The organism is Microseira wollei NIES-4236, from assembly GCF_020521235.1.
Taxonomy (GTDB): Bacteria; Cyanobacteriota; Cyanobacteriia; order Cyanobacteriales; family Aerosakkonemataceae; genus Microseira; species Microseira wollei.
On sequence record NZ_BLAY01000026.1, the window covers coordinates 1 to 17,168 of the forward strand.

Annotated in this window: 14 protein-coding genes; all 14 read left to right on the forward strand. The window is 45.2% G+C overall.

Features of this window, described 5'->3' with window-relative positions; genetic code table 11:
* Window positions 1-32 precede the first annotated feature (32 nt).
* The 14 genes from MiSe_RS52610 to MiSe_RS10555 all read left to right on the forward strand — a co-directional run bounded on the left by MiSe_RS52610 (window position 33) and on the right by MiSe_RS10555 (window position 17,123).
* Window positions 33-158: a tetratricopeptide repeat protein gene (locus MiSe_RS52610; protein WP_226578673.1), complete on the forward strand. Its 126-nt coding sequence runs from the start codon at window positions 33-35 to the stop codon at window positions 156-158.
* 533 nt (window positions 159-691) lie between these two features.
* Entirely contained in the window at window positions 692-1,198 is a 507-nt protein-coding gene (locus tag MiSe_RS10495; protein WP_226578506.1) for a hypothetical protein, read from the forward strand.
* A gap of 845 nt (window positions 1,199-2,043) precedes the next feature.
* On the forward strand, window positions 2,044-2,664 hold the full coding sequence (locus MiSe_RS10500; protein WP_226578509.1) for a hypothetical protein: 621 nt from the start codon (window positions 2,044-2,046) through the stop codon (window positions 2,662-2,664).
* A 311-nt stretch (window positions 2,665-2,975) separates the two neighbouring features.
* Window positions 2,976-4,373: an RNA-guided endonuclease InsQ/TnpB family protein gene (locus MiSe_RS10505; RefSeq protein ID WP_264196433.1), complete on the forward strand. Its 1,398-nt coding sequence runs from the start codon at window positions 2,976-2,978 to the stop codon at window positions 4,371-4,373.
* Entirely contained in the window at window positions 4,337-5,089 is a 753-nt protein-coding gene (locus tag MiSe_RS10510; protein ID WP_226578514.1) for a hypothetical protein, read from the forward strand. Before MiSe_RS10505 ends, MiSe_RS10510 begins: the two co-directional genes overlap by 37 nt.
* A 1,022-nt stretch (window positions 5,090-6,111) precedes the next feature.
* Window positions 6,112-8,028, forward strand: coding sequence for a tetratricopeptide repeat protein (locus tag MiSe_RS10515; RefSeq protein ID WP_226578517.1), 1,917 nt, complete (start codon window positions 6,112-6,114; stop codon window positions 8,026-8,028).
* Window positions 8,029-8,099: 71 nt separating this feature from the next.
* The gene (locus MiSe_RS10520) at window positions 8,100-10,889 is read left to right on the forward strand and encodes a tetratricopeptide repeat protein (protein ID WP_226578520.1); all 2,790 of its coding nucleotides are present in this window, start codon (window positions 8,100-8,102) and stop codon (window positions 10,887-10,889) included.
* A gap of 46 nt (window positions 10,890-10,935) precedes the next feature.
* Window positions 10,936-11,961: an NAD-dependent epimerase/dehydratase family protein gene (locus MiSe_RS10525; protein WP_226578522.1), complete on the forward strand. Its 1,026-nt coding sequence runs from the start codon at window positions 10,936-10,938 to the stop codon at window positions 11,959-11,961.
* Window positions 11,962-12,214: 253 nt separating this feature from the next.
* The gene (locus MiSe_RS10530; protein ID WP_226578527.1) at window positions 12,215-13,468 is read left to right on the forward strand and encodes a class I SAM-dependent methyltransferase; all 1,254 of its coding nucleotides are present in this window, start codon (window positions 12,215-12,217) and stop codon (window positions 13,466-13,468) included.
* An 11-nt stretch (window positions 13,469-13,479) separates the two neighbouring features.
* Window positions 13,480-13,665 carry a hypothetical protein gene (locus MiSe_RS10535; protein ID WP_226578528.1) on the forward strand — a complete coding sequence of 62 codons (186 nt, stop codon included), beginning with the start codon at window positions 13,480-13,482 and terminating at the stop codon, window positions 13,663-13,665.
* A gap of 167 nt (window positions 13,666-13,832) precedes the next feature.
* Window positions 13,833-14,630, forward strand: coding sequence for a sugar phosphate nucleotidyltransferase (locus MiSe_RS10540; RefSeq protein ID WP_226578531.1), 798 nt, complete (start codon window positions 13,833-13,835; stop codon window positions 14,628-14,630).
* A 5-nt stretch (window positions 14,631-14,635) separates the two neighbouring features.
* Window positions 14,636-15,289: a PIG-L deacetylase family protein gene (locus tag MiSe_RS10545; protein ID WP_226578534.1), complete on the forward strand. Its 654-nt coding sequence runs from the start codon at window positions 14,636-14,638 to the stop codon at window positions 15,287-15,289.
* Between the two features lie 24 nt (window positions 15,290-15,313).
* Complete coding sequence (gene rfbC, locus MiSe_RS10550) at window positions 15,314-15,880, forward strand: dTDP-4-dehydrorhamnose 3,5-epimerase (protein ID WP_226578536.1); 567 nt, start codon at window positions 15,314-15,316, stop codon at window positions 15,878-15,880.
* A gap of 211 nt (window positions 15,881-16,091) precedes the next feature.
* Window positions 16,092-17,123, forward strand: a complete 1,032-nt coding sequence (locus tag MiSe_RS10555) for an RRXRR domain-containing protein (protein ID WP_226578539.1) — start codon at window positions 16,092-16,094, stop codon at window positions 17,121-17,123.
* Window positions 17,124-17,168 lie beyond the last annotated feature (45 nt).

Here is a 17,168-nt window from a genome sequence, read left to right on the forward strand (position 1 = left end):
TCTCCCCAAAGCAACAAGCTCATTATGCAGAATTGAATGGCAAATTGGGTCATGCTCGCAAAAAAGCCGGAGATTTAGAAACTGCCGCAGTTTACTTTCAAAAAGCCCTGGAACTGAATCCCAACTTAAACGAGTTTAAGACAGATTTACCTCAATAGTTCGGGAGCATTTCATCCACCGTGATTCACGGTGGATGAAATGCGACGCGGCGGTTTTAACCGCCGTCAAATAGTTAAGTTTTCAGGACTTATGCAAAAAAACAAAGGGCGCTCCGAAAAATGGTGGGTTTCCATGAGCAAGATTGACGCATCACCTTTGTTTTTGGCCCCGCGTGCTAGAGTCCTGGTTTTGTGTTTAGGGAGAACAGTCGTAAGCACCTATAGAATCAAGTCTGGTCGATAAAAGAAAGCGTCATGATTGTCTACTAATTCAAAGCCAAAGGGAAAAGCGAGCAGTATCGGAAAATAGATGAAGCTATCCGTACATTTCAATTTATCCGCAATAAAGCTATAAGGTTTTGGATGGACAATCGTGGCGTCAAATTGTCTCTTGCTAAGCAAGTTAAGTGCCATCTTAGCCAAGGAATTTGAATTTGCTAGTTTTCTACAGCGGATTGCTTTCTTAGTGAGGTACAGCCTTAAGGCTTCGTTTGTCAAGCGGCAGCATTAATGCTGCCGCTTGACAAACAAAGGTGTACCTCATACGACTGCAATCCGCTGTAAACTCTCAAGCTAGACTTGCGGCTACCGAACGAGCATCCTGTTCAATTCAACGTTTTTACGACAACTGCAAGTCTGGACATCCGGGCAAAAAAGGCTATCCAAAATTACAAAAAAACAATCGTTCCGTTGAATATAAACAGACAGGCTGGAAGCTTTCAGAGAACCGCAAGTCTATCAATTTTATTGATAAATGTGGCATTGGCAGGCTAAAACTTTTTGGGGCTTATGACTTGCACTATTACCAAATCGACCAGATTAAGCGCGTCAGAATTATTCGTCGCAGCGATGGATATTACGTTCAATTCGCGATCGATGCAACTCGTCATATCAGCATTCAACCTACTGGTAAAACAATTGGCTTGCATGTTGGAATATCAGCTTTCTACACCGATTCTCAAGGTCATCAGGTAGAAAATACCCGTCACCTGCTTCAGTCCGAAAAAGCTCCATCAGCGGTTGCAGTGCCGCATTTCTAAACAGAAAAAGGGTTCTAACAACCGCAAAAAAGCGGTTAATCGATTAGGGCGCAAACTTCTATTAGTTTCCCGCCAGCGTCAAGAGCAATGCCCGTTAAAACGGCATTGTGCGTCGTAAAATCTAACGATTTTGTGGCGTTCGAGAAATTGCAAGTCCGAAACATGGTTAGGAACCATCCCCCCGCCTGAGGCACCCCCCTTAATCAGGGGGGTTGGGGGCGATGCGATGCTGCAAGGGTCGCAGTTCACGCAGTGGTTGGAGTATTTGGGCAAAGTTTATGGTCGAGTTGTGGTGCTCTACAGAACTTGGCTAAACTTGGTCAAAGTTTACCATTCAACCAAAATAACTTTTGGAGGGTCTGCTTCCTGCTTCCACCAAGGGAGTCGGCTCCTTCTTGTCCACAGGCGTCAATTCCGCACGGGGCCGAGCGTACTCGCAAGATCAACAAAAAAAAAATTGAGCTTGTGCGAAACATGTTTCGCGGTTTTTGTGCCTTGGTTTTCGGCAACCCATCTAACTTACCACAAAAATACCTGCTCGTTGCGAGTCGGTATGGTTAAGTTTAGTTAAATTTTTGGCTATTTAGTCATGCTCTCGCACTTGGCAACAAGTCTCTTGCAAGATCGCTCGTTGAACCAAGAATCCCCCATCTTTTAAGTGGGGGAGTGTCAATTTAGTCACCAGAAGTTAAAGCAGGCAGAAGCAGCTGAGGGTTAAGCCCAATAGACCGAATCGCGATTATCAGGTAAAATAGACCACGCTGTAGGAGTACAGCAATGCTGTGCTACTAAAACAGATGACCGCTTCGTCAAGAAATGTAAAAAAAGATTAAAAACAGGATATCATGCAAGGCTTAAACTTGAGTAAAGTCCAGTTTACCAACCAATCTGATGTAGTCAATCCAGGTACGGAGATATTCAATCCCAAATTCTCCGCTGTAGCTACATTGAAAGGTGACGATCAAATCATCGGTACTGCCAATTTAACTGGTGATTTCGCTTTCTCTGCCTTTGTCGAGAGCGCAGCTAATCGTGGCAATGCCATCGCTTCTGGCAACCTGAGTGGGAAGGCTACCGTTGCTGTAGATGCGATTAAAAACGAAGGCAGTATCAATACAAACCAGGGACGCGATATAGTCAGGGGCACCGCAACAGCTGATATCACCGCCACAGCAGCGACAATGTCTCAGGTCACAGCCATTGCTAATCGGACAAATGCTAGTGCGATCGCCAATGCTTTTGCCAACCTTAACATCAAGGCGACTGCCGACGGCATTGATAACTCCGGTGGTCAGATTAACACCGGTCAGGGGAGTGACACCGTGGATGGCGATACCATAGGTTCTGTGGCTGCGGTAGCATTGGCTAGGGCAGATGCTTCAGCCATCGTCGATGCTATCTGCAAAGCCCCTATGTCTGAAGGTCTCACAGCTTTCGCCGCAGCGATAGCTAAAAGTTTAGCTTAATCCAAAAGAAGCCCCACCTCCTACCCGAAGGGAGGCGTGGGATGAATTTTGGGGCAATGACGAATTGACCCCCGACCTATGTTTCCCGGTAACGCGGGAGTGGGGTCGATGAGGAATTGCCTGTCTCTGGTATTTTTAACGAGTCAATTAACTCATCAATTACTTGAGTCATTGTCTTTTCTGTCAAAGCGGCATATAAACGAAGCTTATTTAATCTTCGTTCTGATGTTCTAACTCTAATATATTTGTCTTTCATTTTGTTTCCTCATTGCTTCCTCATCAGCATAGATATAATAAGGAGGATGCCAAAAGTGTTGTTAAATTACCAGTATCGCGCTTACCCGAATACCAATCAAAAACTAGAACTGAATACTTGGTTGAGGGTTTGCCGATATTGGTACAACAAGCAACTAGGAGACAGATTTGATTGGTGGGAACACAACCGCACTTCAATTAACGCTTGTTCAATTGTCAGTTGTCCTTTGCCTCAACTACGGGAAAATCCAGATTTATACTCTCAAAAGAAACAGCTTCCTATTATTAAAGAAGACTTACTTAAAATAGGTTATTCTGGAGAATTACTAGATTTTAATCGTGTCCCATCCCAGACATTGCAGGATGTTTGTAAACGGGTAGACAAAGCTTTTTCTCGTTTTATTCAAGGCGACAGTAGTGGAAATCGTAGCGGGAAACCACGTTTCAAAAATGCTGCACGTTACCGCACCATCAGGATTGAAGGTCAAGCCATCACTATTGAGCGTATTGAAAAAAATTGGTTGTTCCTATCCTTCTCAAAACTCAAAGGTTGGATTAAAGTGCGTTTGCACCGTCGTTTACCTGATGGTTTTGTACTGAAAAATATTCTTGTTACTGGTAAAACAGACGGATGGTACATCACAATTTGTCTAGAAGACCCCAAGGTACCAACCTTTACACCCGATGAAGTAGTCCCAACCTGGGACAACACCCTTGGATTGGACGCGGTGTTGCATGAAGACGATTACTTGGCAACTTCAGAGAATATCAAATTACCAGCGTTGAAGTCTTTCAGAAAGTCTGAAAAGCGGTTGGCTAAAGTTTCTAGCCGCAAGTTTACCAAGAAAAAAGGTAGTAAATCACGCCGTAAATTGGCTAAACGGGAAGCGCGGGAACATCAACGTATTGCTAGGGCCAGAAAAGACCACGCTTTTAAGACTGCTCATGCAGTAGTTCGGACAAACAAAAAAGTTTTTGCCCACGAAGATTTAAACCTAAAAGCTTTGTCAAAGCGGAAAAAAGCTAAACAGGATGAGGATGGCAAATACTTACCCAATGGTCAATCAGCCAAGTCTGGGTTGAACAAATCCTGGAACGATGCTGCATTTGGACAGTTTTTCAAAATTCTAGAATACATAGCTGGAAAAGCTGGGGCTAGGACAATAGCAGTAAAACCTGCATACACATCTCAGTTGCTCGCATACCGTGACGAGTTTATCTTCACCAATGGCGATATACGCCAGTACTGGGACGAAAAAGAATTGCTTTGGGTTGACCGCGACATCAATGCCGCTATCAACATAAAGCGCGTTGGGCTGGGACTGTTCCCAACGATAAAACGCCGTAAAGGGAATCCGGTAGTGAGTGATTCTACTACTAATAGTACCTCGAAGGAAGTTCTGGAAACGTTAAGAACGTGCCAGAAGCCTACACTTACCCGAAGGGAAGTGTAGGTAGTTCACCTCAGGCAACCATCACCGCCACCGGCATTAAGAATATGGGAGGCATAATTACCAGTGGCAAGGGTAACGATACTCTCAGTGCTAGTGCCACTTCTAGTGCTGCTACCTTTGCAGGTGTTTATGGTTCTAGTTTTGCTAGTGCCAGTCCCGAGAATCAAGCTTTGGCTATAGCTGTTATCAATGCTACTGCTAAGGCTTCTGACCAGGCGATCGCCATTGACAACACTGGAAGCGGCGTTATTCGTACCGGAACTGGAGACGATACTATAGAAGCTACTGCTAAGGCTTCTAACAAGGGGATCGCCATTGACAACGTTACAGGCTGGATTACTACCGGAGATGGAAACGATACTATCTCGGCCCAGGCTACCGGATCAAACTCTTACGGCATCTTTGGCGGCCGTATTGATATGGGACAGGGAGACGATCGGGCGATCGCCTCCAGTTTTGCAGGTGGCGTCAACATAAACATGGGAGAAGGTAAAGACTTTGTTCAAGGTTTCGGTGACGCTACAGTCGATGGTGGTAAAGAGTCCGATATACTCAGCCTTGGCTCTTACAATCGAGACAGCTTTAAGATCAGTTTTGGCGCTAACAATGGTGCTAATTTTCAGCTAGATGGCATTACCATGACCACCACCGGATTTGAGCAATTCCAATTTGCCGGTGGTGTAAGTTACACCTACAATCAGTTAATGACAGCTTAATCAGAGAACAAGGTTTCCCAATTTATAGCGGTTTTCAACTCAGCTAACCCCGCATTCCTCTCCCGTCTCACCCCCAGGGTAGCGTCAGAGGAATGCGGGTAAAAAATGACGGGAAACGCCCCCAGTTTTTACCATTTCAACTGCTATTGGTTGATCGGTGTTCCCTAACAAATATGTAATAACAATTGACCAGCAAACACTTGTATTACACCCTTGTATTCTATTAAGATATTACCATGAAATATACATTCCAGTACAAAACACTTCCAACAACCAAACAAAACCTAGAACTTAATCTTTGCTTACGAATTTGCCAGGACTGGTATAACCGTCAATGAGGTGACAGATTTGATTGGTGGGAACATAACCGCTCTCCCCTGACGCAAACACCAAAGTTTCTCTGAAAAATCGTTGATTTGTCAACTAGAGATGTAGGTCGAAACTTTGGTGATGGCCTCTTCGTGGGTAAGTCCCGAAACCGTCAAACTCTCTCCCCAGCTCCCCAACTATGCGGTTAAAACCGCAGTCAATATGCTGAAAATAGCGGATTAAGCATACAGCCAAGTAAATTTTTGTGTTGGGAGAGATGCAGCAGTTGTAAGCAACCTATATAATCGAAGTAGGTCGATTAAAGAAAACGTCATGATTGTCTACATAATTTAAAGCAAAAGGAAGAATTGAGCAATATGGGAAAATAGATGAAGCTATCTGCACATTTCAGTTGTTCCGCAACAAAACTATACGGTTTGGATGGAAAATCGTGGCGTTAAGTTGTCCCAATTGAGCAAGTTAAGGCGTTTTAGACCGCGACCATAATTGGGCGGCACTCAACATTTTGGATAAAGCGTTAAAATAAACTGGTTATCAATTAAGTACCGTGGGACACAGGTCAACCTTAAAGGCGCAGGCGTGAGAAGATCCTAATCTCGGACTTGGCAACAAGTCTCTTGCAAGATCGCACGCCCGTGCCAAGAATCCCCCGTCCGGAATGCGGGGGAGTGTCAACTTCCTGGAGATTGAATATGACAGATTCTCAAATCCTCGAACTTGCGGTTCAATATCATCGATCCCATCGCTTCACCGAGGCTGAGCAGGCTTATCGCCAGGTGCTGAAAGAACAGCCTCAACATCCAGAAGCATTATACGGGTTAGGTATGCTGGCACAGCAGTTAGGGGAACCCCAAACTGCTGAACAGTGGCTAAGTGCCGCTTCCCAAGTCCAGCCGGATTCTGTTAAGATTTGGTTCAGCTTAGGCAATTTGCGTTTAGCTCAAGAGCAGTTTGACTCAGCGGCGCTCGCTTATTCTCAAGCTCTAGCCCTAAAACCTGACTCACTGCCAATTTACAACAATTTGGGCTATGCTCTGCAACAACAAGGACTATTTGACGAAGCAATTAACTACTATCAAAAAGCTCTAGAATTAAAGCCAGACTTTATAGAAGCAGATGCGAATTTGGGCAATGCGCTGCACGCCCAAGGCAAGCTCTCCAGCGAGCAACAATTGCATTATGCACAATTGAATCACAAATTGGGTGTAGCCCGGAAAAAAGCAGGGGATGGGAAGACTGCTGTGGCTTATTATAGGCAAGCGATCGCGCTGCAACCCGATTTGGTAGAAGCTCATAAGAACTTGGGGGTGGTGTTTGAAGAGCAAGGGGAGTTAGAGGAAGCGATCGCATCCTATCAAAAAGCTTTGGAGATCGATCCCAACTGCGGGGAAGTCTACTATAACTTAGGCAAAATTTACCAAGACCAGCACAACTTAACAGCGGCAGCTTCTGCTTATCGACAATGGTTAAAGCTGCTCAATCCCCACTATGCCAAAGCGGTGGAAACCCAAAGCGATTCTGCGGCTGCCCAAGAAGACCATACACCACCCCCGCTCCCCCAACAAGAGGTGATAGTGGGAGGGCATCAGTTCCCAGCAATTCCGACAGTGACAAATCCTGAACAGCCTCGACCTTTCTGGAGTGTGGTGATCCCAGTCTATAACCGCAGGGACTATCTGCTCGAATGTCTCGCCAGCGTGCTAGCGCAATGGTCAGGGGAAGAGGAAATGGAAATTTTGGTGATTGACGATGCCAGTCCGTCGCCCCTGTTGGAACTGGTAAATTCCATTGGCAGAGGAATAGTACGCTACTACCGCAATCCCCAAAATCTGGGACTGCCAGGAAATTGGAATGCAGGCGTTGCCATCAGTCGAGGTGAGTGGATTCATCTGCTGCATGACGATGACTATATCCTCCCAGGTTTTTATGCCCGCCTCAAGCAAAGTTTAGAGGGATGTTCCGATTCAATCGGGGCGGCTTTTACAGGATATGAAAATATTAACGAGCAAGGGGAGGTAGTTTTCGCCAAAGAATTGTATGAACAGAGAGGAATTGCTCAGGATTGGCTGCAACGGATTGGCATAGTGAACTCGTTGAATATGCCGGCGGTGGTCATTCGTCGGTCAGCCTATGAACGATTGGGAGGATATCATCCTGAGTTGACCTATACGAGTGACTGGGAGTTGTATAAACGCCTTGCCGCTTTTTATGATGCGTGGTACGAACCGGGAATTTTGGCTCGTTGGCGTCAGCATTCCCAGAATAAAACCATTGAAATGTTATTATCTGGCGATCAGATGACATCGATCCGCCGTGCCATCGAGATTTCCGAGAGTTATCTTCCTACGGATTGTTGTGCAGAAATTACGGCAAAATCTCGCAGCTATAACTTTAATTCTTGTTTAAAATTCACGGCAATTCCGCTGAAAAATGGTAATCTGAAAGGAGCTTTGCAGATGCTTCAAGAAGCTCTCAAAATCGATCGATCTCCTGAAGCAGTCGCCAAGTTATTCGTCTGGTTAGCTCAAGATGAAGCGGCTCCTCTAAGGGATAAGATTGTCTCCAAATTGCTCTCGATACCTTTGATCGACGAGATGAAGCGCCATTAAAGGTCAAGCAAAATGAGAGCAGTTTCTCCAGTTTTATCATCTTGAACAGACTAAGCTGAGGTGTAAAAGTTATGGCAATTATTCCAGTTGAAAATCCAGTCATTAATCCATCTTCCTTTGAGCCACAAAATCGACTAGATGGGATCAGCGGTGTGATGCTAATTCACAATGAAGCAGAATTTCTGTCCCAGGTAATCGAAACTTGGATTGACGCTGTAGATGAATTAGCGATCGCTTTTAATAACTGCACGGATAATACCCCTCAAATAATAGAAGAATATCAGCGGAAGTATTCTGACAAAATCAGAGCTTTTCATTACTTGCACCAGGTATATTCACCCAACACTAAAGAGCAAGTAGAATCGGAGACAAATGATGTCCGTTCTTTCTGCTATTATGCCAATTTTACCATCAGTAAAACTCGATATAAAACCTGTGTCTTGATTAATGGAGATCACGTCGGTATTCCCGCTCGTCTGGAGAGGATTTATCAGTATTTGAAAAAAAATCCTATTCAAAATACGGCATTGTTTTTTTCAGGAGTGAATCTTTGGAAAAAGCCAAATGATCTGCGGTATTACGTCAATGTAAAAGACGTTGCGCTCGGGGACGGAGATCTTGCATATTGGACTGTTTCACCCGAGCATATTTTTATCAAGCATCCAAATCCTGTGTGGAATATAATTAGGTATCAAGGTCTTGAATTATATTATGTGGGGTGGATTTTTTGGCATACCTGTTATTTAAAGAAAGATCGAGGACAAGGTAATTATGGCACCTATGAGGGAAGCCTTAGCCAACTTAGGGAAGCCAGATTAAAAGAAACACAATTGGTTTTGCTAGAGGCAAAATTAAAAGAAAAAAACAAAGATTTACAAAATGTTTCTTGGCCACGGTTTTCATTGTATTTTGATTTTGGCTCTTTACCGGATGTGGCAGGGGTTGACAGCACAGATGAAATCCTGCAACAAGCTGTTGAGCATCAGCAAGCTAATCGCTTAAATCAAGCTGAGCAAGCTTACCTTCAGGTTCTAGAGACTCAGCCCGATCGCCCTGAAGCATTGTACGGATTAGGGATTGTGGCTCAACAGATGGGGAACCCTCAGATGGCCCAGAAGTGGTGGAGTAAAGCGTTACAAGTCAAGCCAGATTCGGTTAAAATCTGGTTTAGTTTGGGCAATTTGTATCAAGCTCAAGGGCAGTTAAAAGAAGCAGAGGAAGCTTACAAGCGCTCGCTCGCCCTGGCACCCGATGCAGCACCGATTTACAACAACCTGGGTTACACCCTGCAACAGCAACAGCGGTGGGAAGAAGCGATCGCATCCTATCAAAAAGCATTGGAACTTGAGCCCAATTGCATGGAAGCAGAGGCGAATTTGGGCAACGCACTCCACGCTCAAGGAAAGCTGTCACAAGAACAACTTGCCCACTATGCTGCCTTGAACAATCAATTGGGCAACAGTCGGAAAACAGCAGGGGATTTGCAGACAGCGGCGATCTACTATCGGCAGGCAATTGCCATGCAGCCTTCCTTGTGGGAGGCGCACTATAACTTGGGGGTTGTACTCCAAGAACGAGGGGAATTGGAGGACGCGATCGCATCGTATCAAACCGCCCTGCAACTCGATCCCAACCATTGGGAAACCTACACTCGCTTGGGTAAAATTTACCAAGCACAGAACAACCTAAAAGAGGCAATTGCTGCCTATCGCCAGGGGTTAAGCCGGATAAATCCGCATTATGCCCAAGCCGTGGCAGCTTACCAGCCTGCTGGTATAGTCGAGGAAGTGCCTGTAACCCCGCCCATTCCCCAAGGCGAGGTCACTGTGGGAGCCTATCAGTTTCCCGCAATTCCACCCGTAGCAGACCCCCAGAACCCCCGACCATTCTGGACTGTAGTCATTCCGGTTTATAACCGCACCCATTATCTGCTCGAATGTCTGACCAGTTTGCTAGCACAATGGTCGGGGGAAGCGGAGATGGAAATTCTGGTTGTAGATAATGCCAGTACCCCGCCCTTATTTGAGCTAGTAAATTCCATTGGGGGCGGCGTAATTCGCTACTACCGACACCCACAAAATCTCGGAGCGCTGCCAAATCATAATGCAGGAATTGCCCTCAGTCGCGGTCAATGGATTCATATCTTGCACGATGATGACTGCGTTCTCCCCGGTTTCTATTCCCAGCTTCAGCAAAGTTTAGAAGGGTGTCCGGATTCTATCGGAGCCGCGTTTACAGGGTTTGAATATTTCAACGAGAAAGGGGTAGTGGTTGAGAAAGGGGAGGTGGCTTCGTGGTTTGGAGAGCAAAGCGGCATCCCACAGAATTTTCTGCGGCGGATTGGCGTGACCTGTCCATTACAAGTGCCTGCGGTGGTCATTCGTCGGGCAGCTCATGAACGGTTAGGAGGCTATCACCCTAAGTTAGATTGCGCCCCTGAATGGGAGCTTTATAAACGCATTGCTGTTTTTTATGATTGGTGGTACGAGCCGGGAACTTTGGCTCGTTACCGCGTGCATTCCCACAGAATGACAGCCAATGATTTATTATCTGGGACTCTAGCGGCGTCCCTCCGCCAGGGGTTAGAAATTTCCGAGAGTTATCTTCCGGCTGATGATTTTGCAGAGATTACAGCCCAAGCTCGGAGCTATAACTTCAACTATTGTCTGGCACGGGCGGCAATTCCCCTCAAGGCTGGCAATCTTGCTGGGGCTTGGCGGATGCTCCAGGAGCTTCTCAAAATCGATCGGTCTCCTCAATCAGTGGCGAAGTTATTTGAGTGGTTAAATCAAGATAAAGCTGCGCCCTTACGAGATGAAATTGCCTCACAATTGGTCTCGATGCCTTGGAACGATCCCTAAGCCGCAGCAGCGACAAACCACAATAAACGCCTAAAATTTCTAATCTATGAAAGTCTTGGTAACTGGAACAGAAGGTTATATCGGCTCGTTATTAGCCCCCTTGCTGATGCAACGGGGTTACGAAGTCATCGGCGTCGATACGGGCTTTTATAAAGTTGGCTGGCTGTACAACGGGACGACGCTAACTCCCAAAACCCTGAACAAAGATATCCGACAGATTACGGTGGAAGATCTACAGGGAGTGGAAGCGATCGCTCACTTAGCAGAACTTTCCAACGACCCCCTGGGTCAGCTGGCACCCAATATCACCTACGATATCAACCACAAAGGGTCAGTCCGTTTGGCACAACTGGCGAAGCAAGCAGGGATACCCCGCTTCGTCTACACCTCTTCTTGCAGCGTCTACGGCTTTGCTAGCGAAGACTTCGTCACCGAAGAGTCTGCGGTCAATCCTCAAACTGCCTATGCCAAATGCAAAACTCTTGTGGAACAAGACGTAAAACTCCTCGCCGATGACAGCTTTTCTCCCACCTTTCTGCGGAATGCCACCGCCTACGGCGCCTCTCCCAGAATGCGCTTTGATATCGTCTTGAACAACCTAGCAGGTTGGGCATGGACAATCAAAGAAATCAAAATGACCAGCGACGGTACCCCCTGGCGTCCCCTCGTTCACCTACTCGATATCTGCAAAGCCATTATCTGCACCCTAGAAGCACCGCGAGAAATCGTTCACAACCAAATCTTCAACGTCGGCGATACCCACAGCAACTATCAAGTCAAAGAAATTGCCCAAATCGTCGCCGATGTCTTCACAGGTTGTCAATTGAGCTTTGGCAAAAGCGATCCGGACAACCGCAGCTATCGGGTTTCCTTCGATAAAATTAACCAAACCCTGCCCGGATTCAAATGCGAATGGAACGCCCAACGCGGTGCCCAGCAATTCTTTGACTTATTTAACCAAATCGACATGACAAAAGAAACCTTTGAATTTCGAGGATTTACCCGCCTCAAACAACTCGAATATCTCATTCGCACCCAGCAAATCGACCAAGATTTCTTCTGGCGCCAATAGCCAGCAACAAGTAATACCCCTTTTACTCTTTTCATCTTCTTCTCTGCCTCCTCTGCGTCTAGCCTACGGGAAGCCACTTCGTGTCTATGGCGGTTCGTTTACAGGACTTACGCAGGAAGAGGCTAGAAACCGGGTTTCTTTGTAGATTTCTCGTTTACTTACTGAATGATTTTTGATAGAAACCCGGTTTCTTTGGGTAAGTCCTGATTAAAAAAAGGGGTTTATAGAATAAATAAAAACTGGAGAATTAGCAATGGAAAATAATACCAGCTTAAATCGGGGTAACTGTCGGTTTTGCGGCACTCAATTGCGCCATACTTTCGTAGATTTGGGCATGTCTCCCCCCTGCGAAAGTTATCGCACCCTCGAACAATTGAACGAAATGGAGCCATTTTATCCCCTCCACGTCCATGTTTGCGACCATTGTTTTTTAGTCCAACTCCAGGAATATATCAGTCCCGAAGATATCTTTAGCGAATACGCCTATTTTTCATCCTACTCCGATACCTGGTTGCAACACGCCAAAAACTACGTCGATATGGCAGTGGATCGCTTCCAATTAAACCAGCAGAGTCAAGTGGTGGAAATTGCCAGTAACGATGGTTACCTGCTGCAATACTTTGTTGCTAAAGGCATCCCGGCAATAGGAATAGAACCAGCAGCAAATATCGCTGAAGTAGCGATTAAAAAAGGCGTCCCAACAATTGTGGAATTTTTTGGCGAAAAAACAGCCAGAGAACAAGCTGAGAAAGGGAAACAGGCAGATTTATTACTCGGTAACAACGTCCTCGCTCAAGTGCCAGATTTGAACGATTTCGTCAAAGGACTGAAAATTTTACTCAAACCTCAGGGAGTCATTACAATAGAATTTCCCCACCTGATGCGGTTGATGGCAGAAAATCAGTTTGACACCATCTATCACGAACATTTCTCTTATTTTTCCTTCCTGACAACAGAAAAGATTTTTGCCGCTCACGGTTTGACCTTGTTTGATGTGGAAGAGTTACCGACTCATGGCGGATCTTTGAGAATTTATGCTGGTCACGCTGAAGACAATTCTAAACCGATTAGCCAGCGGGTAGTAGAACTCAAAGCTAGGGAAGAAGCGGCTGGTTTTACCAGCTTGGATTGCTACTTTTCCTTTAGCGAACAAGTCAAAGAAACCAAGCGCAAGCTGTTAGATTTCCTGATTAAGGCTAAGCGAGAAGGAAAATCTATTGCCGGTTACGGCGCTCCGGGTAAGGGAAATACGCTGTTAAACTATTGCGGTATCCGCACCGATTTTCTTGACTACACGGTCGATCGCAATCCTTACAAACAGGGGAAATTCCTACCAGGGACTCACATTCCTATTTTTCACCCAGATAAAATTAACGAAACGAAACCCGACTATGTGGTGATTTTGCCCTGGAATTTTAAGGAAGAGATTATAGCACAAATGGCTCACATCCGCAAGTGGGGCGGGAAATTTGTCGTGCCAATTCCCGAAGTGCAGGTCTATTCATAGGATGTGAACAGATGGGTTTGTTTCATCGGCGATCGCGCGCGATCGCCGATGAAATCGCTTGTATAGGACTCAGGACTAACGCAAACACCAAAGTTTCTCTGAAAAATCGTCGATGGGGAACGACAGATCCAGGTCGCACCCAGTTTCTGGCCTCGTCGTGGTTAAGTCCTGGGACTTATATCACCCTCAAGAATTAGGACGATCCAAGAAATTGCCAGTTTGGCAACTTCTATCAGATTAGCTATGGCACACTTAATTGCATTAGATTTTTAGGACTTTCACTAGCCGAGGTCTAGCCTAAACCCCGGTTGGTGGGGCTTTTAATCAGCGCTCGTCAATATTTCCCATAATTAAGGAATTGAAAATGAAAGTTGTTTTATTTTGTGGTGGTCTTGGCACCCGAATGAGAGACTATTCAGAAAGCATCCCCAAGCCGATGGTTACTATCGGCTATCGACCACTCTTGTGGCACGTAATGAAATACTACGCCCACTACGGACACAAAGACTTTATTTTGTGCCTGGGTTACAAAGCTGACACGATCAAGAGCTATTTCTTAAACTATAATGAGTGGATCTCCAATGACTTTACTTTATCCAACGGGGCAAATATTCAATTATTTAATCGGGATATTCAAGACTGGAAAATCACTTTTGTGGATACCGGCTTGACTGCCAATATTGGTCAAAGGTTCAAGGCAATTGAAGAGTATCTCGATGGAGAAGAATACTTCCTGGCTAACTACAGCGACGGCTTGACCGACTTGCACCTACCGACGTATATCGATCGTTTTCACAAGCAAGATAAGATCGCTAGCTTTTTGTGCGTCAGACCCAGCCAAAGCTTTCATTTAGTTGACTTGGATGAAACTGGTCAGGTGAGAAAAATCCAGGATGTCAAACAGCGGGATATCTGGATTAACGGGGGATATTTTATGTTTAAGAAAGATATCTTCAAATACATTAATTACGGAGAAGAACTCGTTGGCGAACCTTTTCAAAGATTGATTGAAATTGGAGAACTGTCCGCTTACAAATATACCGGCTTTTTTGGTGTCATGGACACCTTTAAAGAGAAGCAGCACCTCGATGATATGTATGCGCGAGGCGAAAGACCTTGGGAAGTTTGGAGAAACCAAAGAGTGGAACAACTTGTAGGTTAATGATTATGATGCAGATCGGCTTTAACAAAACCAACGAATCCGAGTACAGAGTTCTCTGTCTGGGGGCGCATTGCGATGATATCGAAATTGGCTGTGGAGGTACAGTTTTAAAGCTGATCGAAAACTACAAGAACATCATCTTTTATTGGGTTGTCTTCAGTTCAAACCAGGAAAGAGCGCAGGAAGCCATCGCCAGTGCCAATCTCTTCTTAAAAGAAGCAAAGGCAAAGACAGTAATCGTTAAAGATTTCCGAGATGGCTTTCTTCCTTTCTACGGGATTGAGGTCAAAGAATATTTTGAGCAATTGAAACAAGAATTCTCACCCGACCTGATTTTGACTCATTACCGGCAGGATCTTCACCAAGACCACCGCTTAATTTCCGACCTAACTTGGAATACCTTTAGAAATCATCTAATCCTGGAATACGAAATCCCTAAATACGACGGGGATTTGGGAATACCAAACTTTTTCGTCCAGATAGATGAGTCGATTTGCCGCCGCAAAATCCAGTACATTCTGGATGCCTTTAAAACCCAGACTAATAAACAATGGTTTACGGAAGAAACTTTCCGTTCGCTGCTCAGAATCCGGGGAATGGAATCAAATTCACCCAGTAAATATGCAGAAGCATTTTACTGCCGTAAAATCGTATTTTGAGAAAAAAAAAGGGGCAATAAATCCATGATTTTCACTGAAACTAAGTTAAAAGGTGCGTTCGTTATTGACTTATATCTACTACCCGACCAACGGGGATTTTTTGCTCGTAGTTTCTGCACCAAGGAATTTGAAGCTCATGGTTTAAATCCAAACCTTGTCCAGTGCAACCTATCTTTTAACTATAAAAAAGGAACGCTGCGGGGGATGCACTATCAAATGGCTCCCTTCACCGAAACGAAGTTGATTCGGTGTATTCGGGGAGCTATCTATGACGTCATTATAGACTTGCGTCCCGAATCTGAAACTTATTTATCTTACATCGGTGTAGAACTGACTGCTGAAAATCGCCGCGCTTTATACGTTCCTGAGCGGTTTGCTCACGGTTTCCAATCCCTCAGCGATGAAAGCGAGGTGATGTATCAAATGGGCGAATTCCACGCACCGGAATACGCTTTTGGCTTGCGCTATAACGATTCGGCTTTGGGGATTGAATGGCCCCTACCAGTCAGTGAAATATCCCAGAAAGATTTATCTTGGCCTTTGCTGGAATCTGTTCCCGTCAAGGCATTCTCTCATCTAGCAGGTGTATAGCGGTCACTAACCCCCGAATATAATTCGGGGGCTTGTAAGAGGAGAACTGACCAATCTCTTAATACAAGACTAAAACAGTGTCTAGCCAAAACTACTGAACTATCCGGGTGTGGTAGCCCACAACAAGTTACTGGATGCCTCCCTAGTCTGTAACCTCTGTGATAGTCAGTGGCGAAGGGATATATAAACCTAGCAATAGGACTTATCGTAAATGTTTGTTCCAGTGGTAGACAGCAATAATCGACCCCTAATGCCAACAACTCCTGCAAGGGCAAAACGTTGGATAAAGTCAGGTAAGGCAACACCGTTTTTCAAAAAAGGAGTATTTTGTGTTCGACTCAATGTAGAACCCTCAAACCGTAACCACCAACCAATTGCAGTAGGGATTGACCCAGGTTCAAAGCGTGAAGGATTTACGGTTAAATCCTTTTCACACACCTACCTAAACGTGCAAACCCATGCAGTTGACTGGGTAAAAGACCACATAGAAACACGTCGGAATATGCGACGTGCTAGGCGGTTTCGTAAAACACCATGTCGTCAAAACCGTGTCAATCGGTTAGTCAATAAACAAAAATTACCGCCATCAACTTTAGCTTGTTGGCAGTGGAAGCTACGTATCTGTAAATGGCTAATATCGATATTTCCTGTCACGATATTTGAAGATATTAAAGCCAAAACATGGAAGAACGGGCGCAAATGGAACGTAATGTTTTCTCCTCTGGAGGTCGGCAAGCACTGGTTTTATTCTGAACTACGTCAGATTGCGGACTTAGAAACTCGCACAGGGAATGATACTTACGATCTTCGTCAAGCTTTAGGATTGAAGAAATCAAAGAATAAACTATCTAATAAGTTTGATGCTCATTGTGTTGACTCATGGGTTTTGGCTAACTGGTATGTTGGGGGTCACACCGCACCTGACAACACATTATTGATTGAGGTTGTTCCATTAGAACTTCACCGTCGTCAACTCCACCGACTACAACACCAAGCAGGACACATCAGACTTCGATACGGTGGAACAATCAGTGCGGGTTTTAAACGGGGTGCGGTTGTCAAGCATCCCTTGCATGGGTTTTGCTACGTCGGTGGGTGGCACCAATCACCAACCAAGAAAAATCCAGACAGAAAAACAATTAGCTTACACAACATCAACTCAGGTAAGCGGTTAACCCAAAACGCATTGCCCACTGATTGTAAGTTTCTTGCTTACAACTCTTGGCGCATTGTCAACGGCTAATAAATTAGCCGTGTCGTGTTTCCTCCAGTAGCTAAAGCTACAAGG